This is a genomic window from Ruegeria sp. BJ5 (assembly GCF_056537865.1).
The window spans coordinates 155,654-182,602 of record NZ_JBQFSH010000003.1 but is presented as its reverse complement, the minus strand read 5'-3'; the positions used below and the strand labels follow the sequence as shown (position 1 = coordinate 182,602).

Here is a 26,949-nt window from a genome sequence, read left to right as displayed (position 1 = left end):
ATTGAAACCCGAGGGGAGTCCAAAAGAATCGCGATGACCAGAAATTCGGTGATTTGTTGTCGGCGGGTCGCAACCATGGCGGATGGGGGTGCGTCCTATGGCTTGGTCGAAGACGCGGCGATTGCTGTTTCATCGGGCCGGATCCAATGGATCGGGCCGCACCGAGATCTGCCGCCGGATCACGCCGGCTGGCCGATCGTCGATTTTGCAGATCGGTTGATCACTCCGGGCCTGATCGATCCGCACACGCATGCGATTTTCGGGGGCAACCGGGCGGTTGAGTTCGAAATGCGGCTGAACGGGGCAACCTACGAGGAGATCGCGCGCGCCGGAGGGGGGATTCTGTCGACGGTCACAGCCACACGCGCCGCCAGTATGCAGGACCTGATCCATGAGGCACTGCCTCGCATAGACGCGCTGTTGGCCGAGGGTGTGACCTGCATTGAACTCAAGTCCGGCTATGGACTGGATCAGGACACCGAGCTGCGCATGTTGCGCGCGGCCCGAGAAATTGCAAAGCAGCGCCCGGTGCGGGTCCGGACCAGCTTTCTGGGCGCTCATGCAGTGCCGCCCGAATTCACAGGGCGTGCAGACGCCTATTTCGATACGGTCTGCATCCCGACCCTGCGCGCGGCCCATGCCGAGGGGCTGGTCGACGCAGTCGACGGGTTCTGCGAGGGCATCGCCTTCGATACGACTCAGATCGCGCGGGTGTTCGACGCCGCACGTGACCTGGGGCTGCCGGTCAAGCTGCATGCCGAGCAATTGTCAAATCTGGGCGGGGCCCGGCTGGCGGCGTCCTATGGCGCCCTGTCAGCCGATCATGTCGAATATCTGGACGCCGCCGGGGTGGCTGCCATGGCCGAGGCTGGAACGACCGCGGTTCTGCTGCCCGGCGCGTTCTACACGTTGCGGGAAACGCAGGTCCCGCCGATCGACCTGTTCCGCAAGGCCGGGGTGCCGATGGCCCTGGCCACCGATTGTAACCCGGGGTCCTCGCCGCTGACGTCGCTGCTGCTGGCGATGAACATGGGCTGCACCCTGTTTGGCATGACCCCGGCCGAGGCGCTGGCCGGGGTTACCCGCAATGCCGCCCGCGCGCTTGGGCTGGCCGATGCCGGCTCGATCGCGCCGGGCCAGCGGGCGGATATGGCCGTGTGGGACGTCTCTCACCCGGCCGAGCTGGCCTATCGGATCGGGTTCAACCCGCTGCACGCACGCATTTTCGGAGGGGAGGTATGAGCGCCCTGACCTTGGTTCCAGGGCAGGTCTCGCTGGCCCAACTGGCGGACATCTACTGGAACGAAACGCCGGTGGTTCTGGATCAGGGCTGTCGCCCGGCTGTCGAGGCCGCTGCCGCCCGCATCGCCGAGGCCGCCGCCGGTGATCAACCTGTCTATGGCGTGAATACCGGGTTCGGCAAGCTGGCAAGCCTCAAGATCGCGGCCAAGGACACTTCGGCGCTGCAGCGCAACCTGATCCTCAGCCATTGCTGCGGGGTCGGCCCGGCGGTGCCGCGGCGGTTGGCGCGCCTGATGATGGCGCTCAAGCTGTTGTCCTTCGGGCGCGGCGCATCTGGGGTGCGGTGGGTGCTGGTGGACCTGCTGCAGCAGATGCTGGCCCGTGGCGTGACACCGGTGATCCCGGCACAGGGCTCGGTGGGGGCGTCGGGGGATCTGGCGCCGCTGGCGCATATGACGGCGGTGGTCATCGGCCAAGGCGAAGCCGAACTGGACGGTACGGTCATGCCGGGCGCCCAAGCCTTGAAAAAAGCTGGGTTAGAGCCTGTTCAGCTGGGGCCGAAAGAGGGCCTGGCCTTCATCAACGGCACCCAGTTTTCGACGGCCTACGCCTTGGCGGGCCTGTTCGAGGGCTGGCGCGCGGCGCAGAATGCGCTCGTCGTTTCGGCCGTATCGACCGATGCCATCATGGGCTCCACCGCGCCGCTGCAACCCGAGATCCATGCCCTGCGCGGTCATCGTGGCCAGATCGAGGCCGCCAGCGCCATGCGGGCCGTGTTGCAGGGGTCGGAAATACGCGAAAGCCATCGCGAGGGCGACAGCCGCGTGCAGGATCCGTATTGCATTCGCTGCCAGCCGCAGGTCACCGGTGCCGCGATGGACGTGATCCGGCAGGCTGCCGCCACCCTGCAGACCGAGGCCAACGCGGCCACCGACAACCCGCTGGTGCTGTCCGATCCCGACATGATCGTTTCGGGCGGCAATTTTCACGCCGAACCGGTGGGATTTGCCGCCGACATGATCGCGCTGGCCCTGTCCGAGATCGGGGCCATCGCGCAACGCCGGATCGCGCTGATGGTGGATCCGACGCTCAGCTTCGATCTGCCGCCATTCCTGACCCCCGACCCGGGCTTGAATTCCGGCTTCATGATCGCCGAGGTCACGACCGCCGCGCTGATGAGCGAGAACAAGCATCTGGCCAACCCCTGCGTCACCGACAGCACGCCCACCTCGGCCAACCAGGAAGATCACGTCTCGATGGCCGCCCATGGGGCGCGGCGTTTGACGCGCATGGTAGAAAACCTGAACCACATTCTTGGGATCGAACTGCTCTGCGCCGCCCAGGGCGTCGAGTTCCGCGCCCCGCTGGTGACCAGCGCGCCCTTGCAGCGGGTGATTGCGCGGCTGCGCGCCGATATCCCGCCTTTGGCGGAGGACCGGTACCTGGCCCCGGAACTGGAGCAGGCCAAGGATCTTGTGGCCAGCGGCGCGATCCTGGGGGCGCTGGGCGTACCGCTGCCGGAGGTTACGGCATGAGTGTGGTCGAGGTGCAGCGGGGGCAGGGCCCGATCGTGCTGGGCCAACCGCATGGCGGAACCTTCGTGCCCGAGGAGATCCATGCGCGCCTGAACCAGACCGGCCGGGCGTTGGCCGACACGGATTGGCACATAAACAGGCTCTATGAAGGGATTTTGGGCGATGCGACGGTGGTTCAGTCCCGCGTGCACCGCTATGTGATCGACGCCAATCGTGACCCCGCAGGTCAGTCGCTCTATCCGGGGCAGAACACGACGACCCTGGTGCCGCTGACCGATTTCGACGGGCAACCCATCTGGCTGGAAGGGCAGGAGCCGTCGAAGGATGAAATCGAGGAGAGGCGCAAAAAGTTCCACGCCCCCTACCACGCCGCGTTGCAGGAAGAATTGGAGCGGGTGCGGGCCAGGTATGGCGTGGCGATCCTGTTCGACTGCCACTCGATCCGGTCGCGGATCCCCTTCCTGTTCGACGGAGAGTTGCCGGTGTTCAACACGGGCACCAATAACGGCACCACCTGCGCACCCGAGGTCGCGCAGGCGGTGGACGCCGTGGCCCGGGCGTCGGGCTGTACCGCGGTGCTGAACGGCCGGTTCAAGGGCGGCTGGACCACCCGGAACTATGGCCGTCCGGACAAGGGCATACATGCGATCCAGATGGAGATCGCGCAACGCGCCTATATGGACGAGACGCCGCCCTGGACATGGCGAGCGGACCGGGCCGAACGCCTGCGCCCACACCTGCAAGAGATGCTTGACCGCCTGCGTGCCCTGGCCCTGTCGGGCGCGCTGGCCTAAATAGGAGTCCCGAAATGAGTGACCCGCGCAAGAACAGCCGTGACGTCTTTCCGCCGACCGGGCCGGACCTGAATGCCAAAAGCTGGCTGACCGAGGCCCCGTTGCGGATGCTGATGAACAATCTGCACCCCGACGTGGCCGAAAATCCGCACGAACTGGTGGTCTATGGCGGCATCGGCCGTGCGGCTCGAACCTGGAAGGATTTCGACACTATTGTGGCCAGTTTGAAGGATCTCGAGTCCGACGAGACCCTGATCGTGCAATCCGGCAAGCCGGTGGCGATCATCCGCACGCACAAGGACGCGCCGCGGGTGCTGATCGCCAATTCCAACCTCGTGCCGCATTGGGCGACCTGGGACCATTTCAACGAATTGGATCGGAAGGGCCTGATGATGTACGGCCAGATGACGGCCGGGTCGTGGATCTATATCGGCACGCAGGGCATCGTTCAGGGCACCTATGAAACCTTCGCCGAGGCCGGGCGCCAACACTATGGCGGCGACCTGACCGGCCGATGGATCCTGACCGGTGGGCTGGGCGGCATGGGCGGAGCACAGCCTCTGGCGGCAGTCTTCGCCGGGGCCTGCTGTCTGGCGGTGGAATGCAACCCCGACAGCATCGATTTTCGCCTGCGCACCAAATACCTGGATGAAAAGGCCGAAACGCTGGACGAGGCGTTGGCCATGATCGACCGCTGGACCAAGGCGGGCGAGGCGAAGTCCGTGGGGCTGCTGGGCAATGCGGCCGAGATCTTTCCCGAGATCTACCGCCGCATGGCGGCCGGCGGGATGCGCCCCGACATCGTGACGGACCAGACCAGCGCCCATGACCCGATCAACGGGTATCTGCCGCTGGGCTGGACCCTCGCCCAGTGGCGCGAAAAGCGGGAAACAGACCCTAAAGCGGTGGAAAAGGCCGCGCGCGCCTCGATGAAGCAGCATGTCGCGGCGATGGTCGATTTCTGGAACGCGGGCGTGCCGACGCTGGACTATGGCAACAACATCCGTCAGGTCGCGCAGGACGAGGGGCTTGAGAACGCCTTTGCCTTTCCCGGCTTCGTCCCGGCCTATATCCGCCCGCTGTTCTGCCGTGGCATCGGCCCGTTCCGCTGGTGCGCGCTGTCGGGCGACCCCGAAGATATCTACAAGACCGATGCCAAGATGAAGGAGCTGTTCCCCGAGAACGAGCATCTGCACCGCTGGCTGGACATGGCCCGTGACCGGATCGCGTTTCAGGGTCTGCCCGCGCGGATCTGCTGGATCGGGCTGGGCGACCGGCACCGCGCCGGGCTGGCCTTCAACGAGATGGTCGCGAACGGAGAACTGAGCGCACCGGTCGTCATCGGACGGGATCATCTGGACAGCGGTTCGGTCGCCAGCCCCAACCGCGAGACCGAGGCGATGCTGGACGGGTCCGACGCCGTGTCGGACTGGCCGCTGCTGAACGCGCTGATCAACACCGCCAGCGGCGCGACCTGGGTGTCGCTGCATCACGGCGGCGGAGTCGGCATGGGCTTCAGCCAGCACGCGGGCGTGGTGATCTGCGCTGACGGCACCGAGGACGCCGCGCGGCGGCTGGAGCGGGTGTTGTGGAACGACCCGGCCTCGGGCGTGTGGCGCCATGCGGATGCGGGGTATGACATCGCAAAGGACTGCGCCCGCGAACACGGCCTGTGCCTGCCGGGCATTCTGGGGTAGCGGCGCGGAATTGGCCTCTGGCGGAAATGCTGCGCCTGCGATATGCGCAGGGCAGGCTGCCGGAGGATCAAGATGTACGTTGCCACCCTGTTGACCAACCCCAAGACGCCTTCGCTGGACGGGGCGCTGATCGACGCGTTGCGCAATGCCTGGGGCGGGGGCGACATCCAGTGGCTGAGCCCCGACGAGGCGGCCGAATTTGCCCTGGCGGCGGTTCCGGCCAACCGCTGGGATGTCTGGGCCGAACTGCAGAAACTGGGCGTCGATCTGGTGGTGCAGCCCGCCAAGGGCCGCCGCAAGAAGATGCTGCTGGCCGACATGGACAGCACGATGATCCAGCAGGAATGCATCGACGAACTGGCGGACGAGGCCGGGGTGGGCGAGCGGGTCAAGGACATCACCGCCCGCGCCATGAATGGCGAACTGGATTTCGAAGGCGCGCTGACCGAGCGGGTGGGCCTTCTGAAGGGGCTGGACGTGTCGGTGATCGACCGGGTGCTGAACCAGCGGATCACCCTGATGCCGGGCGGCCGCGAACTGGTTGCGACGATGCGGGCCAATGGTGGCTATGCCGCGCTGGTCTCGGGCGGGTTCACCGCGTTCACGGCCCGCCTGGCCGAGCTGCTGGGCTTTAACGAGAACCGCGCCAACACGCTGCTGGCGGCCGACGGCAAACTGACCGGTGACGTGCAGCGCCCGATCCTGGGCCGTCAGGCCAAGGTTGAGGCCCTGGAACAGATCTCGGCCCGGCTGGGTATTTCCGAGGCCGAAGTGATCGCCGTGGGCGACGGGGCGAATGATCTGGGCATGCTGGAGCGCGCCGGGACGGGCGTGGCCCTGCACGCCAAGCCCTCGGTCGCCGCGCAATGCGACGTGCGCATCAACCATGGCGACCTGACCGCGCTGCTGTACCTGCAGGGATATGCCCGATCGGACTTTGCGCGGGGCTGATCCGACGGTTTCGGGTTCCCATTGTTTAACATTCGTGTTAATCAATAGCTATGAACACGCTGCTCGATGCCTTTTCGGCCCTGTCCGACCCGACCCGATTCACGATCGTTGAACAACTGATGGATCACGGCGAACTGCCTGCCGGAGACCTAGCCCAGGGCAAGGGCATGTCCGGCGCAGCCATTTCCCGGCACCTGAAGGTTCTGCGGCAGGCCGGGCTGGTGAATCAGCGCGTCAACGGCACCCAGCGCATCTATTCGATCCGCCCCGAGGGGCTGCGCGCGATTGCCGAATGGACCATCTCGAAACGACAGTTCTGGGAGGCCAGCCTGGACCGCCTGGACGACATTCTGCAGGAGGACTCCTCATGGCCGACCTGAAGCTGGTGCGCGACTTTCCGGTCAGCGCCGAAACCCTGTTCGCCTGGATCAGCGACGGAACCAGATTGTTGCAGTGGTGGGGGCCCGAAGGGGTCGAGGTGCCGGAGCACGATCTGGATTTCTCGCGCCTAGGTCCGTGGTATTCGGTCATGGTCAATCGCGAGGGGCAGCGTTTCAAGGTGTCCGGGCATGTGACCCATGTGGACCCACCGAACTCGGTCGGGTTCACCTGGGGCTGGCATGACGACCAGGACCAGCGCGGCGCCGAGAGCCATGTGAAGCTGGCGGTCGAGCCGACCGACACCGGAGCGCGCCTGATCCTGGATCACCGCGATCTGGGCGATGACGACGTCTCGGCCAATCATGAAAGCGGCTGGACTTCGTCGCTGCGCAAGCTGGAAGCCCGGCTTGCCAACCCCGTCTGACCAAAAGGGAGACCAGAAAATGCCTCAGTACCTGTTTGTCTATCACGGCGGCACCACGCCGACCGACCCGGCCGAGATCGAAGCCACCATGGCCGCCTGGGGCGCGTGGTTCCAGAACATGGGGCCGGCGCTGGAAATCCCCGGCAACCCGGTAGGCCAGTCCCATACCGTCAGCGCCGATGGCGTGGCCGGCAATGGCGGGCCGAACCCGGCCTCGGGCTTTACCGTCGTCAAGGCCGACAGCATCGAAGCCGCCACCGACATGGCCAAGGGCTGCCCCATGGTGGTCAACGGCTCGGGCTCGGTCGAGGTGGCCGAGATCCACGAGATCGAGATGTGACCCTCAGCCGGGGAAACCCGGCGCGGGGCGGATCACGCCGCATTCCAGCCCGCGGCGGCTGTATTGCGTGGCGTTCATGAATTTGCGCGTGGCCGGGTGATCGGCCTCGAGCACGCCGAGGCTGACGAGAATGGCGGCGATGGCACACTCGCTGGCGCGGGTGGTGCCATCGGTGATCTTCAGCGCCACACCCATCTTCTTTTCCGGGATGATCGCGACGAACACGGCCTCGGCCCCGGTCTTGATCGCGGCACGGCCGTTCATCACCCGCATCAGTTCGGTGCAGGCGCGGGTTTCGCCCGCCACCAGCTCGGGGTGGGCGACCATCGCCCGGGTCAATTGCAGGGCCGCGTCGCTGGCCCGGTCCGACCGGTCGCCGGCCGAGGCAAACCACGCCATCGACCGCGCCAGTCCCACCAGAGAAGTGGCGAAATTGGGCGCCGAGCAGCCGTCGATCCCGTAACAGGGGCTGTCCTCGCCCGTGGTCTCTTCGAAGGCAGACAGGCAGGCCTGCTGCACGGGGTGGTCGATCTCGATATATTCGGGGCCTGCACCCATGTGCCGGGCCAGGGTCAGGAACCCGCAATGCTTGCCCGAACAGTTGTTATGGATCTGGCAGGGGGTGTCGTCGGCCAGGATCAGGCCGTCGCGTGCGGCCATGTCGGCCGGCTCCTGCGGGCCGCAGCGCAGATCGGGCTCGGACAGGCCCAGGTGATCCAGCCAGGCGGTCACGCGCTCGGTATGGATCGCCGCGCCGTTGTGCGAGGCGCAGGCCAGCGCCAGATGCTCGGAGCCCAGCCCGTATTTGGCCGCCGCGCCCGAGGTGATCAGCGGCAGCGCCTGGATCATCTTGGCCGACGACCGCGGATAGATCACCGCGTTCGGATCGCCCCAGCTGCGCACGATCTGACCGCTGTCGTCGCAGATCACCGCATGGCCCAGATGAAGGCTCTCCAACAGCGGTCCGCGCCACAGTTCGGTCATCGGTACTGGCTGCGTCATGTCGTCCCTCCGGAATGTGCGCAAAATTCTGCCAATCGCCCTTTCGCCTGTGGCGAAACCTGCGTTAGTGTGTGTATGTCGGCAATCATCCGGATGCGCAACTGCAACAGACGGACCGTCAGGGTTCGCGGCCTTCCGGGATGGAGTTGAGGTGTGGGTCGAGCTAGGAGGCTGAACGAATGAAAACAATGCTCGCCCGCGTATGCGCGGGCCTTTGTGTGGCAGGGATGGCCACGACAGCGATCGCCCAGCAGGCGACCAGTACGAACCGTGTGTCCGCTCAGACTGATTGGAGCGTGTTCGTCGAAGACGATCCGACCGAGTGCTGGAGCGTATCCGCCCCCAAGGAGACCGTGAATACCCGCGGTGGCCGTGTGGTATCGGTGCGTCGCAGCGACATTTTGCTGTTCGTGTTTTATCGCCCCAACGCCGAGGTCAAAGGTCAGGTGACATTCACCGGAGGCTACCCATTCGCCCCCGGGTCCACGGTGAATCTGGAAATCGACGGATCCGAGTTCGAACTGTTCACCGAGGGCGAGTGGGCGTGGCCCGCCAGCGCTACGGATGATGCAAAGATCGTCACGGCGATGAAGCGCGGGACCGAGGCCGTGCTGACTGCGCGATCCGAACGCGGCACCCAGACCAAGGACACGTTCTCGTTGCTGGGCTTTACCGCAGCCATCGAAGACGCCGAGAAGCGCTGCACCAAGTAACTGCCCAACCAGTCCAGATCTCATGCCCCGCCAAAATGGCGGGGTTTTGCGTTTTTGTGCCGCCCGTTTACGCAACGTCCGCACCAAAACTTGATCCGCATCAAGGCTGACGGACTCGATTTCTGAACCAATCGGTTCAGACAACGAAGAAGGAGTCCAGACATGTCGACCAAACCCCTTGTTGCGGTTCTGATTGTTGCAGCAGCAACTCTGAGCGCGTGCGAGAAATCCACCGAAACCTATCCGGTCACGGGCGAGCAATGCGGCCCGAATGATCCGGTCAAGACACTGGATGCCGAGGACTGTTACATCCCGCAGGCCGGGGTGTGATCGCCCGCTGAACCTAAATCGTGCCCAAGCCTGGCCGCTGTGCTAAGCTCTGTCTGAAACCGTGGGTAGACAGGCGAGGAGACGGACATGCGTTGGGTTTGGGTGGCAATTCTTCTTCCGGTATCGGCATTTGCAGACCCTGCGCTGGAATGTGCCGATGCCGGATCTCAGGTCGAGATCGGGACATGCGTCGGTCGGGCCGAAACCAATGTCGAGGCCGCGTTGGTCGTGGCCTTTGGGTTCGCGGTCGATGCGGCGAAGGAACTGGACGAAGTGACGGGCCGGGCTGTCGCCTTGCCGGCGCTTGAGACTTCTCAAGAAGCCTGGAAGACTTACCGCGATGCGCAGTGCGAAGCAGTTGGCGCGTCTTTTGGTGGTGGATCCGGAACTGGCATTGCAATCACCTCGTGCCGAGTCGAGTTGGGGCGGGCCCGTGTCACCGAGCTGTTGCGGTTCCTCGACTGACATTCGGACAGGTTCTCACGAATCCTTTTGATCTTTGGCGGCGTTCCTATATAGAGGCGCATCCCAAGCCAGAACGCCCGAGAACCACAATGTCCGCCAAAGCGCCGATCACCCAGGATGTCATGACCATTCCCCGCAAATTGCCCGAGGGAAAGATCAACCTTGTTGGCCTGACCCGCGACCGGCTGCGCGAAGTTCTGATCGAACATGGGACGCCTGAAAAGCAGGCCAAGATGCGGGTGAACCAGATCTGGCAGTGGATCTATCAATGGGGCGTGCGCGATTTTGATCAGATGACCAATCTGGCCAAGGCCTATCGCGCGCAGCTGGCCGAGCATTTCGTGATCGAAATCCCCGAGGTGGTTACCCGCCAGGTCTCGGAGGACGGTACCCGCAAGTACCTGGTGCGCATCGCCGGTGGGCACGAGGTCGAGGTCGTCTACATCCCCGAAGAGGATCGCGGCACGCTGTGCATCTCGTCGCAGGTGGGCTGCACGCTGACTTGTTCGTTCTGCCACACCGGAACGCAGAAGCTGGTGCGCAACCTGACCGCCGCTGAGATCATCGGTCAGGTGATGATGGCGCGTGACGATCTGGACGAATGGCCGACCCCGGGCGCGCCCAAGAACGAAACGCGCCTGCTGTCCAACATCGTGCTGATGGGCATGGGCGAGCCACTGTACAATTTCGAGAACGTCCGCGACGCGATGAAGATCGCGATGGATCCCGAGGGCATTTCCCTGTCGCGCCGGCGGATCACTCTGTCGACCTCGGGCGTGGTACCCGAGATCGCCCGCACGGCGGAAGAGATCGGTTGCCTGCTGGCGATCTCGTTCCACGCCACCACGGACGAGGTGCGCGATGTTCTGGTCCCTATCAACAAGCGTTGGAACATCGAGGAACTGCTGCAGGCGCTGGCCAGCTATCCCAACGCGTCGAATTCTGAGCGGATCACCTTTGAATACGTGATGCTGGACGGCGTGAACGACAGCGACGAGGATGCGCATCGCCTGATCGACCACATCAAACGCCACGACATTCCGGCCAAGATCAACCTGATCCCGTTCAATGAATGGCCGGGCGCGCCCTACAAGCGCAGCTCGAACAACCGGATCCGGGCCTTTGCCAACATCATCTATCAGGCCGGGTATGCCTCGCCCATCCGCAAGACGCGGGGCGAGGACATCATGGCCGCCTGCGGCCAGTTGAAATCGGCCACCGAGCGCGCCCGCAAATCGCGCCGCCAGATCGAGGCCGAGGCCGGGCTGAAAGGTTGATCTGACGCCCGCGGGTTCGCGGGCAAATGGTGTGTGATTCTACGGCCGGATTTGGTAGTCTTGATCCATGAGAGGTGCGCGGTTGCGCGCACGTAAAATCTGCGCACAAGACGGTGAGTTGGACAGTCCGGTTCTGGTGCGTTTCGTCCAGTCCGCTCATATTTGTCGGGGAAATCTGCGGAATTCAGGCAAGCCTTGAACAGGGTGGGCCAATACATGAACGCACTGAGGAAACTGTCCACGATCTGCATGACCGCCGCGTTGGTCGCATCGGGCGCAGCTGTTGCATGGGCGCAATCCAACGAGTCCGAGGCGCATCTGGCGATCGAGAACCCGGCGGACCTGAGCAAAGAGGGCGCGCGGCAGCACTATCGCGGCCTCAAGAAACAGATGGATCGCGGCTATGCCACCGCGCATCTGGATCAACTGATGAACTATCAAAACTGGCCGCTGTTCAACGACGCGCCGTATCTGTCGGCCACGCATGGGCAGCGCTACGTCAACAGCTATGCCAACCGGATGGCCCACAATTACGGCACCTTGCAACCGGGTGAAAAGCTGCCCGTGGGCTCGGTTCTGGCCAAGGACAGCATGACCGTCACGGATGAGGGCCGGGTGCATCCCGGCGCCTTGTTCGTGATGGAGAAACTGCCCGAAGGCACCAGCCCCGACACCGCCGACTGGCGCTATGTCATGGTGATGCCCGACGGGTCGCTGTTTGGTGACACGATGGGGGATCGCGCGGGGGCGGTTGCCTATTGTCACGTCTGCCACGAAGCGGTCGCCGACCGCGACTATACGTTCTTCGTGCCCGAGGATTACCGCGTCGGCAACTGATCGCGGGACGCGTCACCGGGTAGTTTCAGGGCGGCGGCCTCGCGCCGGCTGAGCTGTTCGCCCTGCTTGCGTTTTGACAGAACCTCGCGCGCCAGCGCGTATTTGTCATCCTGCCAGAAGATCAGGCAGCCGTTGCACCCCTTGCCGCAGCAACCCTCGGTGCCGACGCGGTTGGTCTTGAACCGGCGCGCGGTGCCGTCCTGTCCGATCTTCTCCACCAGCTCGTCGCGGCGGCGCGCATAGGCCGCGGGATTGTCGCGCCCCGAGGTTTCCAACCCCTGCACCAGCTTGTCAAAGCGGATGCGGCTCCAATGTTCGTCGGTCAGGGCACGTTCCTTGCGCAGGACCGAATATACCGGGAAACAGGCGCGCAGGTCGTCGGGGTCTTCGTGATCGAACAGGGCAAACGGCAGGCGGATCACGGTTTTCGTGCTGCCATGCACCACGTCCAGCTTGGCTCCGTCGCTGGCGCGTTCGAACTCGTAGACGCGCAGCAGGACCGTCTCGCGCGATATGGGCGAGACGAAATCCAGTACGTCGCCGGGTTCCAGCTTGTTCTTCACCTCGACCAGGAAGGCATCCTCGGTCACGTCGGTCACCAGCCCGGCATATTCCCATTGCGCGATGGTGGCGGTGTGTTCGTAATCATGCGCGTAATTGGTCAGCCGCCCTTCGTGAAAAGCCAGCGTGTAGCCGCGGTTTCCCACGGTCTCCAACTCGCGCATATAGGGTTTCGGGTCCCAGTTCTCGGGGTCGGCATAGTAATCGTCGATGGCCATGCGATAGGCGCGCGCGACGATGGCGGCATAGTATTCCGACTTGCCGCGCCCTTCGACCTTGAGGCTGTCGACACCGATCTTCAAGTATTCGTCCAGCTTGGGCATGATGCACAGATCGCGCGAGTTGAGGATGTACGAGCCGCGATCATCCTCCTCGATGGGCATCAGTTCACCCGGGCGGCAGCCTTCTTCCAGCAGAAATTCGAACAGGTCGGCGTTTTCCTCGGTGATCCGCAGTTCCTGATGGGTGCTGTCCTTCAGGCGCAGCTTCAGCGCATAGTTCCAGCGGCAGGAATTGGCGCAGTTGCCCTGGTTGGCGCCGCGTTCCGCCATGAAATTCGACAGCAGGCAGCGGCCCGAATAGGTCATGCACATGGCGCCGTGCACGAAGGCCTCAAGCCGGATGTCGGGGCATTTCTCGCGGATCTCGACCAGTTCGGGGTACGAGACCTCGCGCGCCAGCACCACCAGTTCGGCGCCCTGATCCTGCCAGAACTTCACCGACAGCCACGAACAGATATTGGCCTGGGTCGAGATATGCAGCGGCAGTTCGGGCGCGCGGTCGCGCACGTACTGGAACACGCCGGGGTCGGCGATGATCAACCCGTCGGGCCGCACCTTGCGGACGGTGTCGATGTATTCGTCCAGCTTTGGGATGTCCTTGTTGTGCGAGAACAGGTTCAGCGTCAGATAGGCGCGGCGGCCATGCGCGTGGCAGAACTCGACCCCTTCGATCACCTCGTCCAGCGAAAACTCGGACTTGGTGCGCAGGGACATGTCGGGCGTACCCAGATACACCGCGTCTGCCCCGTACAGGATGGCCAGTTTCAGCTTGCGCAGATTGCCCGCAGGCATCAGCAATTCCGATTTGGTCCGTGTCATCGCAGCACCCGGTTCCGACTCGATGGCGCCTTCTAAGGCAAAACCACCGCGTTCAGAAGGGCAAACCTGCCTTGCGCACTGGCCCTAGCTGCGGCGGAACCGCGCTGTTCCGATCCGTTCGACCAGCTGGCTGCGCACCGGGTCGGGTTGGGCGTCGATGGCGCGCAGCACCTCGCGCAGTTCCGCCCGCAGACCGTGCATCTGGTCGATCAGCGACAGCACCATCGACAGGGCGTCGGGCTCCATCTCGTACTGGTCGTCCAACTCGCAGGCCAGTTGCAGGCGGGCCATGTCCAGCCGCTCATAGACCAGCCCCTGGTCGGACTGGCGCGGGATCACGATCCGGGCGGACAGGAACCGGGACAACCGCTCTGATGTCAGGTTCTGGACGGCTTCGATCAGTTCGGCTTCGGTCAGAGAACGGGTCATGCCGGCATTCCTTTCCGCGGGTCATAGCTGTGCGACTTGCGCCAATTCTGCATGAACTGCTTCAGTTCGTCGTCGATCTTGTCGGGCATCACCACGCTCAGCTCGATCAACTGGTCGCCGCGTTTGTCCGAGCCGCGTTTCCTGACGCCCTTGCCCCGCAGGCGCAGGGTCTTGCCGCTGCTGGTGCCCTCGGGCACGGTCACGTTCACGCGGCCGTCGATCGTGGGCGCAGGGACCTTTCCGCCCAGAACGGCCTCGTCGATGGTGATCGGCAGGGTGATGCGGATGTCGTCGCCCTCGCGCTTGAACACCGGGTGTTCGGCCACTTGGATCGTGACCAGCGCGTCGCCCGGCGGCCCCTCGCCATAGCCCGGCGCGCCCTTGCCACGCAGGCGGATGGTCTGGCCGTCGGTGATACCGGCGGGGATCTTCACCTCGATCCGGTCGCCATTGGGCAGGGTCAGCTTTTGCGTGGCGCCAAACACCGCGTCCAGGAAGCTGATCTGCAGGCTGTAGTTCACGTTGTGACCGGGCGCATGAAATTCGCGCGCACGCCCCCCGTTGAAGCCACCGTTGCCACGGCTGCCGAAGAACTGGGAAAAGATGTCCGACATGTCGTCGTCCTCGACCCCGCCGGCCGCGCGATAGGGGTTGCCCGCGGTTTCCGCATATTCGCGGTAGTATTGCTGCTGCGGGCGCTCTTGGCCCGAGGCGTCGATCTCGCCCCGGTCGAATTTTGCCCGGGTTTCGGGGTCCTTCAGCAGGTCATAGGCTGCGGCGGCGGCCTTGAACTTGGCCTCGGCCTTGGCGTCCCCGGGCTTGAGGTCCGGGTGGCAGTCCTTGGCGATGCGCCGGTAGGCTTTCTTGATTTCGGCGGCACTGGCGTCTTTCGAGACGCCCAACACCGAATATGGATTGTCGCTCATATATCTCTCGTTTCAGATGGGTTTCGCCAGTGGATGTTGTTGGCAGTTAACCCTTCAGATTGTGTCCTGTCATGGAATTTCAACAGGACCGAATACCGAGGAGATTGAATTTTCTCGAAAAATTCCGACATCCTGATAATATCCGCATGTTTCGAACTGTTGCGGATGGAGTCAAACGCATGTCACGCAGAATCAAGTCGGCCCTGGCCTTGTTGGCGGGCAATGCCATCGGTCTGTTGCTGGCCAGCCTGTTGCTGACCGGCTTTTCGATCAAACCGGTGTCCTTCATCGTGGTGGTGATCGTGTTCACCCTGGTTCAGGTCGTGGCCGAGCCATTGATCCTGAAGATCGGGGAAAAGAACGTGCCGGCGCTGAAGGGCGGCATCGCGCTGGTGGTCACCTTCGTGGGCCTGCTGATCACCGATCTGATCGCCGCAGGGCTGACCGTGGGCGGGATCTCGAACCTGCTGGCGGCGACGCTGCTGGTGTGGCTGGGCGCCTTGATCGCCGGGGTTCTGCTGCCGATCTACGTCTTCACCGAACTGCGCGGGCCCAAGAAATAAGGCTCAGGCCAGCGCATTTAGGCTGTCGTTCAGAGCCTGCCACAGCTCGTCCACTGGTTCACACCCGACCGACAGGCGCACGAAACCGGGATCGACCTGATCCCCCCAGCGCGCGCGCCGCTCGGCCGAGCTGTGCACGCCACCGAAGGACGTGGCCGGGCGCAACAGCGGGCAGCCATTGATGAACCGTTCGGCCTGGTCTTCCGAGGCCAGCGTGATCGTCAGCAGAAAACCGAACCGTGCGGTCTGTTCGCGGGCCAGATCGTGCGATGGGTCCGTCGGCAGGCCGGGATAGCGGATCTGCGTGACCGCCGGATGATCGGCCAGCCGTTCGGCCAGAACCTGCGCCGAGCTGCACATGCGGTCGAACCGAACGTCCAGCGTCTCCAGCCCGCGATGCAGCAGCCAGGCTTCGTGCGGGCCTGGGATCGCGCCCGAGACGCGACGCCATTCCTCGATCCGTTCCATGATCTGGGCATCGCGGCTGGCCACATGGCCCATCAGCAGATCGGAATGCCCGCCCATCGCCTTGGTGTCCGAGGCGACGACGATGTCGATGCCCAGGTCCAGCGGGCGCTGTCCCAGCGGGGTCAGCGTCGTGTTGTCGGCGATGGTGATGCCTCCCGCGGCGCGCACGTCGCGGGCCACCTGCGCCAGGTCGATCATGTCGAGCCCGGGGTTGGAGGGGCTTTCGACGAAGACCACGTCGAACCCGTCGAACCCGCCCTGCGCAAATGCGGTCGTTGGGCGCTCTTCGACCGACACGCCCAGCGGGGCGAGGAACCGGTCGGCCAGCAGGCGGGTGACATAATACCCGTCCGACGGGATCAGGATGCGCGACCCCGCGCGCACGGTCGCGAACAACGCCGCCGAAATTGCACCCATGCCGGACGGAAAAATCAGGCAGGGTGCGTCTTCGAGATGCGCCAGCACATGCTCGACCTGTGTCCAGGTCGGGTTGTCCACGCGGCCATAGGTCGGGTGACCGTCCGGCGCGCCGGGCAGGTGGAACATGCTGCTTTGGGTCAGCGGCAAGGCCACCGGTTCGCCTTTGCTCAGGGCATTGCCGCGCAGATGCAGCATCTCACCTGTCTTGGGGGTGCGCGCCATCGCTCAGCGCCCCGGAATGTCGTCGCGCGGCGGGGCGGGTTCCCAGCGCTCGATGATGTCGACCGCCTCCTGCGCGGTATCGACAAAGCGGAACAGGTCCAGATCCTCTTCGGAGATGGTCCCGGCATCGGCCAGCGCTTCCCAATTGATCACCCGCTCCCAGAACTCGCGCCCGAACAGCAGGAACGGCACGCGCTCCATCCGGCCGGTCTGGATCAGGGTGAGGGACTCGAACAACTCATCCATCGTGCCGAACCCGCCGGGGAAGATAGTGATCGCACGGGCGCGCATCAGGAAATGCATCTTGCGTATGGCGAAATAGTGGAAATTGAAGCTCAGCTCAGGGGTGACATAGGCATTGGGCGCCTGCTCGTGCGGCAGCACGATGTTCAGCCCGATCGAGCAGCCACCGGCATCCTTGGCGCCGCGATTTCCGGCCTCCATCACGCCGGGGCCACCGCCGGTGACAATGACGTTCTCGCGGCACCCGCTTTGCTTGGATTTCTCGGTCATCAGCCGGGCGAATTCGCGCGCCTCGTCATAGTATTGCGACAGACCGGCCAGCGTGGCCGTCCGGGCGCTGTCCTTTTTGGCCGGTTCCGGGATTCGCGCGCCACCGAACATCACGATGGTCGACGTGATCTGGCGTTCGGCCATGATCATTTCGGGCTTCAGCAGTTCCAGTTGCAGACGCACGGGCCGCAGTTCCTCGCGGCAAAGGAAATCGTCATCGGCAAAGGCCAGCCGGTACGAGGGCGAGCGTGTCTGCGGCGTGTCGGGGACTTCGCTTGCGGTCGAGCGGTCGGTATGCGCATCGCGGAAAGGGCTGAGGCGGTCTTCTCTCATTGCTGGGGGTTCCCTGCTTGCGTGTTTTTCAAACAGCTATAGGGTTCGCGGGCAGAGTGCCAGTCACGGAAAGACGAGAATGGATTGGAAGACGGAAATTTCGGCCGCAGCCGAACGCATCAATGGCCACGCGCAGGTGACACCGGTCATGACAAGCGACGCGCTGGGACTGGCGCAGCCGGTCGAGATGAAGCTGGAGCATTTCCAGCACACCGGCAGTTTCAAGGCGCGCGGGGCGTTCAACACGTTGCTCAGCCTCGATGTTCCGGCGGCAGGGGTCGTGGCGGCATCGGGCGGGAATCACGGTGCGGCTGCAGCCTATGCCGCGCGGGCGCTGGGCCATCCGGCCAAGATCTTCGTGCCCGAAATGGCCGGCCCGTCCAAAATTGCTCTGATCGAACGGATCGGCGCGGATCTGAGCGTGGTGCCGGGTGAATACGCAAACGCCCTGGCGATGGCGCGTGAACACGAAGATCGAACAGGTGCGATGCAGATCCATGCCTATGATGCGCCGGCCACCGTGGCCGGGCAGGGCACCTGTTTCGCCGAATGGGACAGCCAGGGCCTGCAGGCCGATACCGTATTGGTGGCAGTGGGCGGCGGCGGGCTGATTGCGGGCGCGTTGGCCTGGTTTCAGGGCGCGCGCAAGGTCGTTGCGGTCGAGCCGGAAACGTCATGTGCCTTGAACGCGGCGTTGCAGGCCGGAGCGCCCGTGGATGTGTCCGTTTCCGGCATAGCTGCCAACGCGCTGGGTGCGCGGCGGATCGGCGACATCTGTTTCGGGCTGGCGCAGGGGATGACGTCGGTGCTGGTCAGCGATGACGCGATCGCCGAGGCGCAACAGCGCCTGTGGCAGGCGCATCGCATTCTGGTCGAGCCGGCGGGCGCGACGGCCCTGGCGGCCTTGACCTCGGGCGTCTACACGCCGGAACCGGGCGAACGGGTCGCGGTTCTGGTCTGCGGGGGCAATATCGCACCTGACCCTCTGACCGCCTGAATTTGCGCCTTGAGGCCCGAGCCTTGGGATTATAGATAAAATCCCATGACCGCCACGATCGCAGATTCCATCTATGACCGGCTCAGCCAGCGCATCATCACGGGCGAGCTGCCCGCGGGTGAGAAACTGCGGCAGGACCATATCGCGCGGGCGTTCGACACCAGCCATGTCCCGGTGCGCGAGGCGCTGTTGCGGCTTCAGGCGCATGGCCTGGCCCACAGCGAACCACGGCGCGGCATGCGCGTCACCGCGTTGGACCCGGCCGAGGTGCGCGAGGTGATCGAGATGCGCGTGGCCCTGGAATCGCTGGCCCTGCAACATGCGATCCAGAATTTGACACCGGCGGATCTCAAGGCGGCCGACAAGGCCCGCATCGCCTGCGACGAGGCGCAGGACATGCCCACATGGGAAACCCGGAACCGCGCCTTTCATCGGGCGATCCTGACACCCTGCGCGCGGCCGCGCCTGCTGCATACGATCGACGATCTGCATATCGCCAGCGCCCGCCATCTTTTTGCCCATTGGCGTCACCGCTGGGTCCAGCGGAAAGACACCGACCACGCCGCCATCGTGCAGGCGATGAAGCGCCGCGATACCGCCACGGCCACAGCGATTCTGGTGCGCCATATCCGCCGCGCCAGCTGAGACCGACGGGTTTTCGCGCCGGGTGGCCGCAAACGGCTCCGCCAACGTCGCATTGCGCATTGGCCCCGGCTTTCATATAGGCAACACCAACCAAACGAGAGTCAGCACGGAGTTACCCCATGTCCAACGCCCAACTGGAAACCGCCATCGAGGCCGCATGGGAGGCCCGCGACACGATCACGCCCGCCACCACCGGTGAACAGCGCGAAGCGATCGAGGACACGCTGAACGCGCTGGACAGCGGCACGCTGCGGGTCGCCGAGAAGCAGGCCGATGGCAGCTGGCATGTGAACCAGTGGGCCAAGAAGGCGGTTCTGCTGGGCTTTCGCATCAAGGACATGGAAATTCAGTCCGGCGGCCCGCAGGGCGGCGGCTGGTGGGACAAGGTCGACAGCAAATTCGCCGGCTGGGGTGAAAACCAGTGGCGCGCGGCCGGTTTCCGCGCGGTGCCCAACTGCGTGGTGCGCAAGTCGGCCTATATCGCGCCGGGCGTGGTGCTGATGCCGTCTTTCGTGAACCTCGGCGCCTATGTGGACGAAGGCACCATGGTCGATACCTGGGCCACTGTCGGGTCCTGCGCGCAGATCGGCAAGAACGTGCACCTGTCGGGCGGCGTCGGCATCGGCGGCGTGCTGGAACCCATGCAGGCCGGTCCGACCATCATCGAAGACAACTGCTTCATCGGTGCCCGCTCCGAGGTGGTCGAGGGCTGCATCATCCGGCAAGGCTCGGTTCTGGGTATGGGCGTCTACATCGGCCAGTCCACCAAGATTGTCGACCGCGAGTCGGGCGAGGTCTTCTATGGCGAGGTGCCGCCTTATTCGGTGGTGGTCTCCGGTTCGATGCCGTCGAAGAACGGGATCAACCTGTACTGCGCGGTGATCGTGAAGCGGGTGGATGAAAAGACCCGCTCGAAGACCGGGATCAACGAGCTGCTGCGCGATTGATCGCAGACATCATTCAAAGTTCCAAAGGTCGCGGCTCTGGTCCGCGGCCTTTTTCGTTGGGCAGTGTCCGACCTATCCCGCCTCGTAGTCGGCGAGATCCTCGGGCGCGTGCAGCAGGGTGCTTTCGTATTTCGGCAAGTCATCGCGCAGATCCAGCCAGGGCAGCTTGCTTTGAAAATTGACGTGAAAGGTTGGCGCAAAGTCCGAAGGGTCTTCCAGCGAGGCCGCGTACAGGTGCATCCCGCCCTCATAGTGGTCGGCCTCGAACCCCATCGGGGAGCCACAGGTTGCGCAGAAATGCCGCTGGACGCCTTTCGAACTGGCGTAAGTACGCGGTGTTGCACCGGTCCATCGGAAATTGCGCAAGGGTACGCCCAACCACGCGACCACGGGCGCGGCGCAATTGCGGCGGCAATCGTCACAATGGCAATAGCAGCTCCAGCTCTCGGCGCCCTCAAACTCCCAGCGGGTTTCACCGCACGGGCAGCGGCCGCGTTTGGTCATGATGTCCTCCGTCGTTTTTCGGGACCAGTCTGACTGGACGGTGGGCTTGAGCGCGTCAAAAAACGACACGGCATCCGGGAACCGCGTCCAGCTGCCATGCTTGACCATCGACCGCCCCCCGGCTAAGGCCCACGGCATGGAAAAGCAAAAGAAACCCTCGCGCCAGCAGGTCTATACTCTGTTGGTCCAGATTGGCCGCAAGGATGGCGACGGCCTGCCCGAAGGCGCCACCGGCGCGGCGCTGATTTGCTATGCCAGCGGCGTGGACGAGGCCGAGGCCGTGCGCGAAACCGTGGCCATTCTCAAGCAGGCCGATACGGCTCCGCTGGACGTGACCGGCTATGGCACCCTGGCCGAGCGCGAGGCGCAGGGGCACGAGATCGACCCCGACGAACGCGCTCTGATGCAGAGGGCGCTTGAGGAAAATGCGGTTATTGTTGCGCAGATGACGCCCTTCTTCGGCGACAAGCCCGAAGGCGCCTAGCGGCGCGTGCCGAACCACTTGCGATAGATCTGGTCATAGGTGCCATCTTCGCGGAGGCCCAGAAGCGCCTGGTTCACATCCTCGACCAGAGGTGACCCGGTCGGGAAGACCATGCCATAGTTTTCGCGCAGGAAGACGCCGCCGGTCATCGCCGCAATCTTGCGGCCTTCATGTGCAGCGAAATACGACAGGATCGGTGCGTCGAACACGACGGCATCCAGGTCCCCATCCCTGAACGCCGTCAACATGCTATCCAGGTCTTCGTACCCGGTGAATTCGACCTCGCGCCGGTTCAGGAAACTGGCTGCGGTCGAACCCGAGATTGTCCCGACCTGTTTGCCGTACAGATCGTTGACCGAGTTGATGTTGCTGGTGATCGCATCCACCGTCATGACAGAGGTGATCCGCGCGGTGAAAACCGACACGATGAACAGCGAGGATACGACCAAGATCACACCCAGAACTCGCCCGAACGGGGTCCGGGGCATCCGCTCTTCAAATCCGCCATTGACCACCAGATTCAATGCCCACCAGAAGGATGGGAACCAGGCCTCGTTCAGGTCGCGGTCGAAATAGGGTTGGGACCGGCGTTCGAATCCCCACATCAGCATTCCGCCACCCAGCAGGATGGCAAAGGCCAGCCCGATGGCGATGAACAGTTCGCGCGACAGCAGTGCCTGCATCAGGGACGGGCTGCGCGCTGCGTCTGATGGTACCATGATCTGAAGGCCGGCCTCGAAAATCGGCTGGCTGAAATCCATCCGGGCTTCACGGCCTGCGGTGATCGAAATGTTCGCGATGGCCATGTCGGCTTCGCGGTTTTCGACCGCTGACAGCATGTCCCCGAATGCGTCGACACGAACGACCGTGTATTCCCAGCCCAGTTCTTCAGCCAGCGCGGCCAGCAGGTCCATAGAGAAGCCGGTGTCCTCGCCATCGTCCACATACGAGAACGGAGGACGCTCCACCGTCGTGACCGTCAGGGTTTCGGCTTGACTGTGTTGTGCAAAGACCGCGTAGGTCAGGCAGATCAATGCGAAAAGGGCGCGCGTCATGGCTGGTTCACCTGTTTCGCGGCGCTCTAGCGCAATTTGCTATGGCGCGGCAAGGTCGTCGCGAGGTCATCGACCGGGATTTCTTTTTGCCATTTTTTCGGGCTGGGCGACCGGAAAACCGCCGATCGGGGTTGGCATTGCGGCCAATTCGTTGAATCTGTGCGTGAACCCACATCCTGCCGACCCTGCGAGGCCCCTGAATGACCGACCCTGTCCAGTTGACCGCAGACCTGATCCGTTGCCCCTCGGTCACACCCGAGGAGGGCGGGGCGCTGGTTCTGCTGGAAGATATCCTGACGCGGGCCGGTTTCACCTGCACGCGGGTGGAACGCGGCGGCGTCTGCAACCTGTTTGCCCGGTGGGGCGACAAGGGGCATGCGCGCAGTTTCGGGTTCAACGGACATACCGACGTGGTGCCGGTGGGCGACGAGGCCGCATGGACCCGCCCGCCGTTCGGCGCGGAAATCCATGATGGCATTCTGTACGGCCGGGGCGCGACCGACATGAAATCGGGGGTGGCGGCCTTTGTCGCAGCCGCGGTGGATTTCGTGCGCGACACCCCGCCGGACGGGGCCATCATCCTGACCGTCACGGGGGACGAGGAAGGCGATGCGGTGGACGGCACCACCGCGCTGCTGGACTACATGCAGGCGCGGGACGAGCGGATGTCGGTCTGTCTGGTGGGCGAGCCGACCTGCCCCAACGAGATGGGCGAGATGATGAAGATCGGCCGGCGCGGGTCGATGACCGCGTGGTTCGAGGTGACGGGCGTGCAGGGCCATTCGGCCTATCCGCATCGCGCCAGAAACCCGCTGCCCGCGCTGGCGCGCCTGATGGACCGGCTGGCCAGTCACGAGCTGGATCGGGGGACGGATCATTTCGACGCTTCGACCCTGGCCGTGGTCACGATGGACACCGGCAACGCGGCCACCAACGTCATTCCGGCCCAGTGCCGTGGGGCGGTGAACATCCGGTTCAACGACCTGCATTCGGGCGCCAGCCTCAGCGACTGGCTGAAGGCGCAGGCGGCCGACGTGGCGGCCGAGTTTGGCGTGCAGATCGATACGCGGATCAAAGTTTCGGGCGAAAGCTTCTTGACCCCTCCGGGGCCGCTGTCGGATCTGGTCGCCCGGGCCGTCGAGGCCGAGACCGGCCGTCGGCCCGAGCTGTCCACCACCGGGGGCACCTCGGACGCGCGGTTCATCAAGGACCACTGCCCCGTGGTCGAGTTCGGCCTGGTCGGACGCACCATGCACCAGGTGGACGAATCCGTCCCGGTCGAGCAGATCCGCCAGCTCAAGGCGATCTATGCCCGGATCCTGGCCGACTATTTCGCCTGAGCGATTGATGCGCCCGGCCACTTTTTGGTCATGACGCGGTCGTATCGGCGTGCTAGGCGGAAATCATGAAACGCATACCGACCAAGCAGGAGATCTTCGACTGGATCTCGGCGAACCCCACGCTCACCTCGAAACGCGACATTGCCAAGGCCTTTGGCATCAAGGGCGCGGACCGGATCGACCTGAAACGGATCCTCAAAGAGCTTGAGGCCGAGGGGCATCTTGAAAAGCGCAAGCGCAGCTATCGCGACCCGGACCGCCTGCCGCCGGTCAGCGTGCTGCAGGTCAAGGCGCCGAATGCCGATGGCGACCTGTTTGCGCGGCCGCTGGAATGGCATGGCGAAGGCGTCGAGCCGATCGTGCTGATCATTCCGCGTGCCAGCGACCCGGCGCTGGGTGAAGGTGACCGCATCCTTGCCCGCCTGACCCAGGTGCATGAAGAAGACCACAATTACGAGGCCCGCCTGATCCGCCGCATCGGCGCCAATCCACGCCGGGTCGTGGGGATTTTCCGCAAGGGCGCCGAGGGCGGGCGGATCGTGCCCATCGACAAGGCCGGATCGACCGAATGGCTGGTGGCCGAAGACGCGGCATTGGGCGCCAAGGATGGCGAATTGGTCGAGGCCGAGCAGGCGGGGCCGAAAAATCGTATGGGGCTGCCGCGTGCGCGCATCGTCGAGCGGCTGGGCGATCCGTCCGCGCCCAAGGCGGTGTCGCTGATCGCGATCCACCAGCACGGCATCCCGGATGATTTTCCCGATGACGTGATCGCCGAGGCCGACCGGGCCAAGCCCGTCGGGCTGAAAGGGCGGGAGGATCTGCGGGACATCCCTCTGCTGACCATCGACCCATCGGACGCGCGCGACCATGACGACGCCTGCTATGCCCATGCCGATGACGACCCGAAAAACCCGGGCGGTCATGTGATCTGGGTCGCCATTGCCGATGTGGCCGCCTATGTGCGCCCCGGCAGTGCGCTGGACCGTGAGGCGCGCAAGCGGGGCAATTCAACCTATTTCCCTGACCGCGTGGTGCCGATGCTGCCCGACCGTCTGTCGGGCGATCTGTGTTCGCTGCACGAAGGCGTGCCGCGCGCCTGTATCGCGGTGCGGATGCGGATCGATGCAAACGGCAACAAGATCGACCACCGCTTTGTGCGGGGGCTGATGCGCTCGGCCGCGTCTCTGCATTATGCCGAGGTGCAGGAGGCTATCGACGGCACCCCCAATGACCGGACCGGCCCGCTGCTGGAGAGCGTTCTGAAGCCGCTCTATGCCGCATATGGCGCGCTGAAGACGGCCCGCAACGAACGCCAGCCGCTGGACCTGGACCTGCCTGAACGCAAGATCGTGCTGAACGACAAGGGCGAGGTCGAAAGCGTGGCCTTCCGCGAACGGCTGGATGCGCACCGGCTGATCGAGGAATTCATGATTCTGGCCAACGTGGCCGCGGCCGAGACGCTGATCGCCAAGCGCAGCCCGCTTCTGTTCCGGGTGCACGAGGAACCCGCGCCCGAAAAGCTGGAAAGCCTGCGCGAGACGGCGCAGGCCGCCGGGCTGAATCTGGCCAAGGGGCAGGTGCTGCAGACCCGTCACCTGAACGCGCTGTTGAATGCCGCCGCCGGCACCGAGGATGCCGAGCTGATCAATCTCAGCACCTTGCGGTCGATGGCGCAGGCCTATTACAGCCCGGAAAATTTCGGGCATTTCGGGCTGGCGCTGCGCAACTACGCGCATTTCACCTCGCCCATCCGTCGCTATGCCGACCTGATCGTGCACCGGGCGCTGATCTCGGCCCATGGCTGGGGCAAGGACGGGCTAACCGCCGACGAGATCGAGCGTCTGGAGGAGACCGCCACCCACATCTCGGACACCGAGCGCCGCTCGATGATGGCCGAGCGCGACACGACCGACCGCTATCTGGCGGCCTATCTGAGCGAGCGCGTCGGCAACGAGTTCACCGGCCGCATCAGCGGCATCGCCCGGTTCGGGGCCTTTGTCAAACTGGACGAAACCGGGGCCGACGGGCTGGTGCCGGTGCGGTCACTGGGGCGCGAGTTTTTCCACTTCGACGCCGAGGCTGGCACCCTGATGGGAGCCGATACCGGCCTGACCATCGCCATCGGCCAGCGCGTCACCGTGCGCCTGACCGAGGCCACGCCGGTAACTGGCGGGCTGGAGTTGGAGCTGCTGTCGATCGAAGATCAGGCCATGCCGCGCGGCGGCGGTCGTGGCAAGTCGGGTCGTCCGACACGGCGCAAGGCGGTCAGCACCAAGCGCAAGAAGGACAAGATCAAGCGCAAGGTCGAGCGCAAGCGCCGTCAGCGGTGATAGATCAACGCCCGGGCGATCAGCCATCCATGCCTGACGGGGTCGATCTTTCCGACCTCGTCGAACAGGATGGCGCGATTGCCGTCAATCCTGTCAGCGCCGGGAAAGGCCGAGGTAAACTCACCGATAAGCCGGGTCTGGCAGTGGACAAACAGGGCAAACCGGGCGGACGTGTGCCCGCCCAGCCTGATTGTCGTGCCCTTGGGGCTCAGATAGGCCGGCTGGCCCCATCGCAGAGCCTCGGTCACCGAAACCGCCGGCTGAAGTTCCTGCGCGGTGGCGAGGACCAGATCGCGCAAAACCAGAGCTCCGCGCCTGGTGTCCGCGGCGAATGCCTCGTAGGCAGACGCCACGTTGGGGTCATCGAAACTTCTCATGGCAGGGGGATCGCCTGTTCCATCCGGTCAACATAACTGTTCAGCAGCGTATCCTGTTTGATGCGCCGGGTCAGCCGGGTATCGGCCGGAGTGGCCCGCATCGCAGCCAGCATCGGGCCGACGCTGAGGTCGGCCGAAGTGGGGTGATCCCCCAAAAGATACGGGGCCTGCCACAGATAGGCTGAGATCGCCTCGAGGTCGCGTTCGACCCGTGCCATCCGTTCGGCCTCGGAGAAGCGTCCGATCCCTTGCGACCGAAGGCCTTTCAAGACCGATTTACGGACCGAGTTCGAGATCGGGCGTCGGACGATTCGGGGAATCTCATAGAAGAAGGTGTCGCGCAGAACTGGCCAAACCTCGTCGTTGGCCCAGCGGTCCATGACAATCTGGAAATACAGATGTTCCTCGGCCATGCGGATCAACGCGCGGGACTGGCCCTTTTGCACATCGCTCAGGCCACCGTCGAATTCGGCGCCCTGCGCTTCCAGCCAGTCGCGAATCTGGTCGCTGTCTGGCACCAGGCGTTCGGGTGTGCGCAAAACCGGCAACTTGCTGTGCGGCATCTGTCGCGGATCGACCATGTCCGAGCGGCGCCAATGCAGCCCGGCCAGCTGCAGCATATAGGCGGTTTTGACGCAAAAGGGGCTGGCGCTGAAAAGTCCGAAAGCGGAAGGGTAGGTAAGAAGGGTCAACATAATTGGGCTCCGAAATTGGGGTGCCGCCGGTCTAACGCGAGCTAATGACAGT

30 protein-coding genes are annotated in these 26,949 nt (G+C 64.2%); 20 read left to right on the top strand and 10 right to left on the bottom strand.

From position 1 onward, the window contains the following. The first annotated feature begins 33 nt into the window (after positions 1–33). From hutI to ACR0NY_RS11555, 8 genes are all read left to right on the top strand, one after another. Positions 34–1,242 (top strand): imidazolonepropionase, encoded by a 1,209-nt coding sequence (gene hutI / locus ACR0NY_RS11590; RefSeq protein WP_170341201.1) that lies wholly within the window; start codon positions 34–36, stop codon positions 1,240–1,242. Further along, a complete protein-coding gene (gene hutH, locus ACR0NY_RS11585; RefSeq protein ID WP_170369148.1) occupies positions 1,239–2,777 on the top strand; it encodes a histidine ammonia-lyase in 1,539 nt (512 codons plus the stop codon). Before hutI ends, hutH begins: the two co-directional genes overlap by 4 nt. Continuing rightward, positions 2,774–3,571 (top strand): N-formylglutamate deformylase, encoded by a 798-nt coding sequence (hutG, locus tag ACR0NY_RS11580; RefSeq protein WP_170369149.1) that lies wholly within the window; start codon positions 2,774–2,776, stop codon positions 3,569–3,571. Before hutH ends, hutG begins: the two co-directional genes overlap by 4 nt. 14 nt (positions 3,572–3,585) lie before the next feature. Beyond that, entirely contained in the window at positions 3,586–5,268 is a 1,683-nt protein-coding gene (hutU, locus tag ACR0NY_RS11575; RefSeq protein ID WP_170369150.1) for a urocanate hydratase, read from the top strand. A 72-nt stretch (positions 5,269–5,340) separates the two neighbouring features. Beyond that, the gene (gene serB, locus ACR0NY_RS11570) at positions 5,341–6,219 is read left to right on the top strand and encodes a phosphoserine phosphatase SerB (RefSeq protein ID WP_170369151.1); all 879 of its coding nucleotides are present in this window, start codon (positions 5,341–5,343) and stop codon (positions 6,217–6,219) included. Positions 6,220–6,269: 50 nt separating this feature from the next. Then, on the top strand, positions 6,270–6,599 hold the full coding sequence (locus ACR0NY_RS11565) for an ArsR/SmtB family transcription factor (protein ID WP_170369152.1): 330 nt from the start codon (positions 6,270–6,272) through the stop codon (positions 6,597–6,599). After that, complete coding sequence (locus ACR0NY_RS11560) at positions 6,587–7,024, top strand: SRPBCC family protein (protein ID WP_170341210.1); 438 nt, start codon at positions 6,587–6,589, stop codon at positions 7,022–7,024. The genes ACR0NY_RS11565 and ACR0NY_RS11560 overlap by 13 nt, the downstream gene beginning before the upstream one ends. 19 nt (positions 7,025–7,043) lie before the next feature. Then, positions 7,044–7,364, top strand: coding sequence for a YciI family protein (locus tag ACR0NY_RS11555; RefSeq protein WP_170341211.1), 321 nt, complete (start codon positions 7,044–7,046; stop codon positions 7,362–7,364). Between the two features lie 3 nt (positions 7,365–7,367). Here the strand turns inward: ACR0NY_RS11555 and ACR0NY_RS11550 are convergent, their stop codons facing one another. Beyond that, positions 7,368–8,366, bottom strand: coding sequence for an asparaginase (locus ACR0NY_RS11550; RefSeq protein ID WP_170341213.1), 999 nt, complete (start codon positions 8,364–8,366; stop codon positions 7,368–7,370). Between the two features lie 179 nt (positions 8,367–8,545). On the opposite strand from ACR0NY_RS11550, the gene ACR0NY_RS11545 reads away from it, so the two are divergent. From ACR0NY_RS11545 to ACR0NY_RS11525, 5 genes are all read left to right on the top strand, one after another. Next, complete coding sequence (locus tag ACR0NY_RS11545; protein ID WP_170341214.1) at positions 8,546–9,079, top strand: invasion associated locus B family protein; 534 nt, start codon at positions 8,546–8,548, stop codon at positions 9,077–9,079. Between the two features lie 162 nt (positions 9,080–9,241). Then, positions 9,242–9,409: a hypothetical protein gene (locus ACR0NY_RS11540; protein WP_170341216.1), complete on the top strand. Its 168-nt coding sequence runs from the start codon at positions 9,242–9,244 to the stop codon at positions 9,407–9,409. 87 nt (positions 9,410–9,496) lie between these two features. Then, positions 9,497–9,874: a lysozyme inhibitor LprI family protein gene (locus ACR0NY_RS11535; protein ID WP_170341218.1), complete on the top strand. Its 378-nt coding sequence runs from the start codon at positions 9,497–9,499 to the stop codon at positions 9,872–9,874. 89 nt (positions 9,875–9,963) lie between these two features. Beyond that, entirely contained in the window at positions 9,964–11,151 is a 1,188-nt protein-coding gene (gene rlmN, locus ACR0NY_RS11530; RefSeq protein WP_093964202.1) for a dual-specificity RNA methyltransferase RlmN, read from the top strand. A gap of 216 nt (positions 11,152–11,367) precedes the next feature. Continuing rightward, positions 11,368–11,988 (top strand): cytochrome P460 family protein, encoded by a 621-nt coding sequence (locus ACR0NY_RS11525; RefSeq protein WP_254432934.1) that lies wholly within the window; start codon positions 11,368–11,370, stop codon positions 11,986–11,988. On the opposite strand, the gene ACR0NY_RS11520 is transcribed toward ACR0NY_RS11525, so the two are convergent. From ACR0NY_RS11520 to ACR0NY_RS11510, 3 genes are all read right to left on the bottom strand, one after another. Then, positions 11,970–13,649: a U32 family peptidase gene (locus ACR0NY_RS11520; RefSeq protein WP_170369154.1), complete on the bottom strand. Its 1,680-nt coding sequence runs from the start codon at positions 13,647–13,649 to the stop codon at positions 11,970–11,972. The two genes, ACR0NY_RS11525 and ACR0NY_RS11520, sit on opposite strands and share 19 nt — an antisense overlap. Positions 13,650–13,733: 84 nt before the next feature. Continuing rightward, positions 13,734–14,078 (bottom strand): hypothetical protein, encoded by a 345-nt coding sequence (locus ACR0NY_RS11515; RefSeq protein WP_093964205.1) that lies wholly within the window; start codon positions 14,076–14,078, stop codon positions 13,734–13,736. Next, on the bottom strand, positions 14,075–15,004 hold the full coding sequence (locus ACR0NY_RS11510) for a DnaJ C-terminal domain-containing protein (RefSeq protein ID WP_170369155.1): 930 nt from the start codon (positions 15,002–15,004) through the stop codon (positions 14,075–14,077). The genes ACR0NY_RS11515 and ACR0NY_RS11510 overlap by 4 nt, the downstream gene beginning before the upstream one ends. Before the next feature lie 179 nt (positions 15,005–15,183). Here ACR0NY_RS11510 and ACR0NY_RS11505 point away from each other — a divergent pair, with 179 nt between their 5' ends. Continuing rightward, entirely contained in the window at positions 15,184–15,567 is a 384-nt protein-coding gene (locus ACR0NY_RS11505) for a hypothetical protein (protein WP_170369156.1), read from the top strand. Positions 15,568–15,570: 3 nt separating this feature from the next. Here ACR0NY_RS11505 and ACR0NY_RS11500 read toward each other — a convergent pair whose 3' ends face one another. Then, complete coding sequence (locus tag ACR0NY_RS11500) at positions 15,571–16,677, bottom strand: cystathionine gamma-lyase (RefSeq protein WP_170369157.1); 1,107 nt, start codon at positions 16,675–16,677, stop codon at positions 15,571–15,573. A gap of 3 nt (positions 16,678–16,680) precedes the next feature. Further along, complete coding sequence (locus tag ACR0NY_RS11495) at positions 16,681–17,523, bottom strand: LOG family protein (RefSeq protein WP_093964208.1); 843 nt, start codon at positions 17,521–17,523, stop codon at positions 16,681–16,683. Positions 17,524–17,602: 79 nt separating this feature from the next. Here ACR0NY_RS11495 and ACR0NY_RS11490 point away from each other — a divergent pair, with 79 nt between their 5' ends. The 3 genes from ACR0NY_RS11490 to dapD all read left to right on the top strand — a co-directional run bounded on the left by ACR0NY_RS11490 (position 17,603) and on the right by dapD (position 20,112). Continuing rightward, positions 17,603–18,520, top strand: a complete 918-nt coding sequence (locus ACR0NY_RS11490; RefSeq protein WP_170369158.1) for a threonine/serine dehydratase — start codon at positions 17,603–17,605, stop codon at positions 18,518–18,520. 45 nt (positions 18,521–18,565) lie between these two features. Continuing rightward, positions 18,566–19,165, top strand: a complete 600-nt coding sequence (locus ACR0NY_RS11485) for a GntR family transcriptional regulator (RefSeq protein WP_093964210.1) — start codon at positions 18,566–18,568, stop codon at positions 19,163–19,165. Between the two features lie 119 nt (positions 19,166–19,284). Next, the gene (gene dapD, locus ACR0NY_RS11480; protein WP_170369159.1) at positions 19,285–20,112 is read left to right on the top strand and encodes a 2,3,4,5-tetrahydropyridine-2,6-dicarboxylate N-succinyltransferase; all 828 of its coding nucleotides are present in this window, start codon (positions 19,285–19,287) and stop codon (positions 20,110–20,112) included. Positions 20,113–20,184: 72 nt separating this feature from the next. Here dapD and ACR0NY_RS11475 read toward each other — a convergent pair whose 3' ends face one another. Continuing rightward, the gene (locus ACR0NY_RS11475) at positions 20,185–20,724 is read right to left on the bottom strand and encodes a GFA family protein (RefSeq protein WP_170369160.1); all 540 of its coding nucleotides are present in this window, start codon (positions 20,722–20,724) and stop codon (positions 20,185–20,187) included. 28 nt (positions 20,725–20,752) lie between these two features. On the opposite strand from ACR0NY_RS11475, the gene ACR0NY_RS11470 reads away from it, so the two are divergent. Further along, entirely contained in the window at positions 20,753–21,100 is a 348-nt protein-coding gene (locus ACR0NY_RS11470) for a hypothetical protein (RefSeq protein ID WP_170369161.1), read from the top strand. Here ACR0NY_RS11470 and ACR0NY_RS11465 read toward each other — a convergent pair. Further along, on the bottom strand, positions 21,097–22,155 hold the full coding sequence (locus ACR0NY_RS11465) for a transporter substrate-binding domain-containing protein (RefSeq protein ID WP_170369162.1): 1,059 nt from the start codon (positions 22,153–22,155) through the stop codon (positions 21,097–21,099). The two genes, ACR0NY_RS11470 and ACR0NY_RS11465, sit on opposite strands and share 4 nt — an antisense overlap. 200 nt (positions 22,156–22,355) lie before the next feature. On the opposite strand from ACR0NY_RS11465, the gene dapE reads away from it, so the two are divergent. Together dapE and rnr are read left to right on the top strand one after the other, a co-directional pair. Next, on the top strand, positions 22,356–23,495 hold the full coding sequence (gene dapE, locus ACR0NY_RS11460; protein ID WP_170369163.1) for a succinyl-diaminopimelate desuccinylase: 1,140 nt from the start codon (positions 22,356–22,358) through the stop codon (positions 23,493–23,495). Between the two features lie 65 nt (positions 23,496–23,560). Next, positions 23,561–25,825, top strand: coding sequence for a ribonuclease R (gene rnr / locus ACR0NY_RS11455; RefSeq protein ID WP_170369164.1), 2,265 nt, complete (start codon positions 23,561–23,563; stop codon positions 25,823–25,825). Here rnr and ACR0NY_RS11450 read toward each other — a convergent pair. Both ACR0NY_RS11450 and ACR0NY_RS11445 read right to left on the bottom strand, forming a co-directional pair. Next, the gene (locus ACR0NY_RS11450) at positions 25,816–26,202 is read right to left on the bottom strand and encodes a DUF1801 domain-containing protein (RefSeq protein WP_170369165.1); all 387 of its coding nucleotides are present in this window, start codon (positions 26,200–26,202) and stop codon (positions 25,816–25,818) included. The two genes, rnr and ACR0NY_RS11450, sit on opposite strands and share 10 nt — an antisense overlap. Then, positions 26,199–26,897, bottom strand: coding sequence for a glutathione S-transferase family protein (locus ACR0NY_RS11445; protein WP_170369166.1), 699 nt, complete (start codon positions 26,895–26,897; stop codon positions 26,199–26,201). The genes ACR0NY_RS11450 and ACR0NY_RS11445 overlap by 4 nt, the downstream gene beginning before the upstream one ends. Between the last annotated feature and the right edge of the window lie 52 nt (positions 26,898–26,949).

Coding starts and splice junctions, on each gene's coding strand:
- hutI (WP_170341201.1), top strand. CDS start 34: ATGACCAGAAATTCGGTGATTTGTTGTCGGCGGGTCGCAACCATGGCG.
- hutH (WP_170369148.1), top strand. CDS start 1,239: ATGAGCGCCCTGACCTTGGTTCCAGGGCAGGTCTCGCTGGCCCAACTG.
- hutG (WP_170369149.1), top strand. CDS start 2,774: ATGAGTGTGGTCGAGGTGCAGCGGGGGCAGGGCCCGATCGTGCTGGGC.
- hutU (WP_170369150.1), top strand. CDS start 3,586: ATGAGTGACCCGCGCAAGAACAGCCGTGACGTCTTTCCGCCGACCGGG.
- serB (WP_170369151.1), top strand. CDS start 5,341: ATGTACGTTGCCACCCTGTTGACCAACCCCAAGACGCCTTCGCTGGAC.
- ACR0NY_RS11565 (WP_170369152.1), top strand. CDS start 6,270: ATGAACACGCTGCTCGATGCCTTTTCGGCCCTGTCCGACCCGACCCGA.
- ACR0NY_RS11560 (WP_170341210.1), top strand. CDS start 6,587: ATGGCCGACCTGAAGCTGGTGCGCGACTTTCCGGTCAGCGCCGAAACC.
- ACR0NY_RS11555 (WP_170341211.1), top strand. CDS start 7,044: ATGCCTCAGTACCTGTTTGTCTATCACGGCGGCACCACGCCGACCGAC.
- ACR0NY_RS11550 (WP_170341213.1), bottom strand. CDS start 8,366: ATGACGCAGCCAGTACCGATGACCGAACTGTGGCGCGGACCGCTGTTG.
- ACR0NY_RS11545 (WP_170341214.1), top strand. CDS start 8,546: ATGAAAACAATGCTCGCCCGCGTATGCGCGGGCCTTTGTGTGGCAGGG.
- ACR0NY_RS11540 (WP_170341216.1), top strand. CDS start 9,242: ATGTCGACCAAACCCCTTGTTGCGGTTCTGATTGTTGCAGCAGCAACT.
- ACR0NY_RS11535 (WP_170341218.1), top strand. CDS start 9,497: ATGCGTTGGGTTTGGGTGGCAATTCTTCTTCCGGTATCGGCATTTGCA.
- rlmN (WP_093964202.1), top strand. CDS start 9,964: ATGTCCGCCAAAGCGCCGATCACCCAGGATGTCATGACCATTCCCCGC.
- ACR0NY_RS11525 (WP_254432934.1), top strand. CDS start 11,368: ATGAACGCACTGAGGAAACTGTCCACGATCTGCATGACCGCCGCGTTG.
- ACR0NY_RS11520 (WP_170369154.1), bottom strand. CDS start 13,649: ATGACACGGACCAAATCGGAATTGCTGATGCCTGCGGGCAATCTGCGC.
- ACR0NY_RS11515 (WP_093964205.1), bottom strand. CDS start 14,078: ATGACCCGTTCTCTGACCGAAGCCGAACTGATCGAAGCCGTCCAGAAC.
- ACR0NY_RS11510 (WP_170369155.1), bottom strand. CDS start 15,004: ATGAGCGACAATCCATATTCGGTGTTGGGCGTCTCGAAAGACGCCAGT.
- ACR0NY_RS11505 (WP_170369156.1), top strand. CDS start 15,184: ATGTCACGCAGAATCAAGTCGGCCCTGGCCTTGTTGGCGGGCAATGCC.
- ACR0NY_RS11500 (WP_170369157.1), bottom strand. CDS start 16,677: ATGGCGCGCACCCCCAAGACAGGTGAGATGCTGCATCTGCGCGGCAAT.
- ACR0NY_RS11495 (WP_093964208.1), bottom strand. CDS start 17,523: ATGAGAGAAGACCGCCTCAGCCCTTTCCGCGATGCGCATACCGACCGC.
- ACR0NY_RS11490 (WP_170369158.1), top strand. CDS start 17,603: ATGGATTGGAAGACGGAAATTTCGGCCGCAGCCGAACGCATCAATGGC.
- ACR0NY_RS11485 (WP_093964210.1), top strand. CDS start 18,566: ATGACCGCCACGATCGCAGATTCCATCTATGACCGGCTCAGCCAGCGC.
- dapD (WP_170369159.1), top strand. CDS start 19,285: ATGTCCAACGCCCAACTGGAAACCGCCATCGAGGCCGCATGGGAGGCC.
- ACR0NY_RS11475 (WP_170369160.1), bottom strand. CDS start 20,724: ATGGTCAAGCATGGCAGCTGGACGCGGTTCCCGGATGCCGTGTCGTTT.
- ACR0NY_RS11470 (WP_170369161.1), top strand. CDS start 20,753: ATGGAAAAGCAAAAGAAACCCTCGCGCCAGCAGGTCTATACTCTGTTG.
- ACR0NY_RS11465 (WP_170369162.1), bottom strand. CDS start 22,155: ATGACGCGCGCCCTTTTCGCATTGATCTGCCTGACCTACGCGGTCTTT.
- dapE (WP_170369163.1), top strand. CDS start 22,356: ATGACCGACCCTGTCCAGTTGACCGCAGACCTGATCCGTTGCCCCTCG.
- rnr (WP_170369164.1), top strand. CDS start 23,561: ATGAAACGCATACCGACCAAGCAGGAGATCTTCGACTGGATCTCGGCG.
- ACR0NY_RS11450 (WP_170369165.1), bottom strand. CDS start 26,202: ATGAGAAGTTTCGATGACCCCAACGTGGCGTCTGCCTACGAGGCATTC.
- ACR0NY_RS11445 (WP_170369166.1), bottom strand. CDS start 26,897: ATGTTGACCCTTCTTACCTACCCTTCCGCTTTCGGACTTTTCAGCGCC.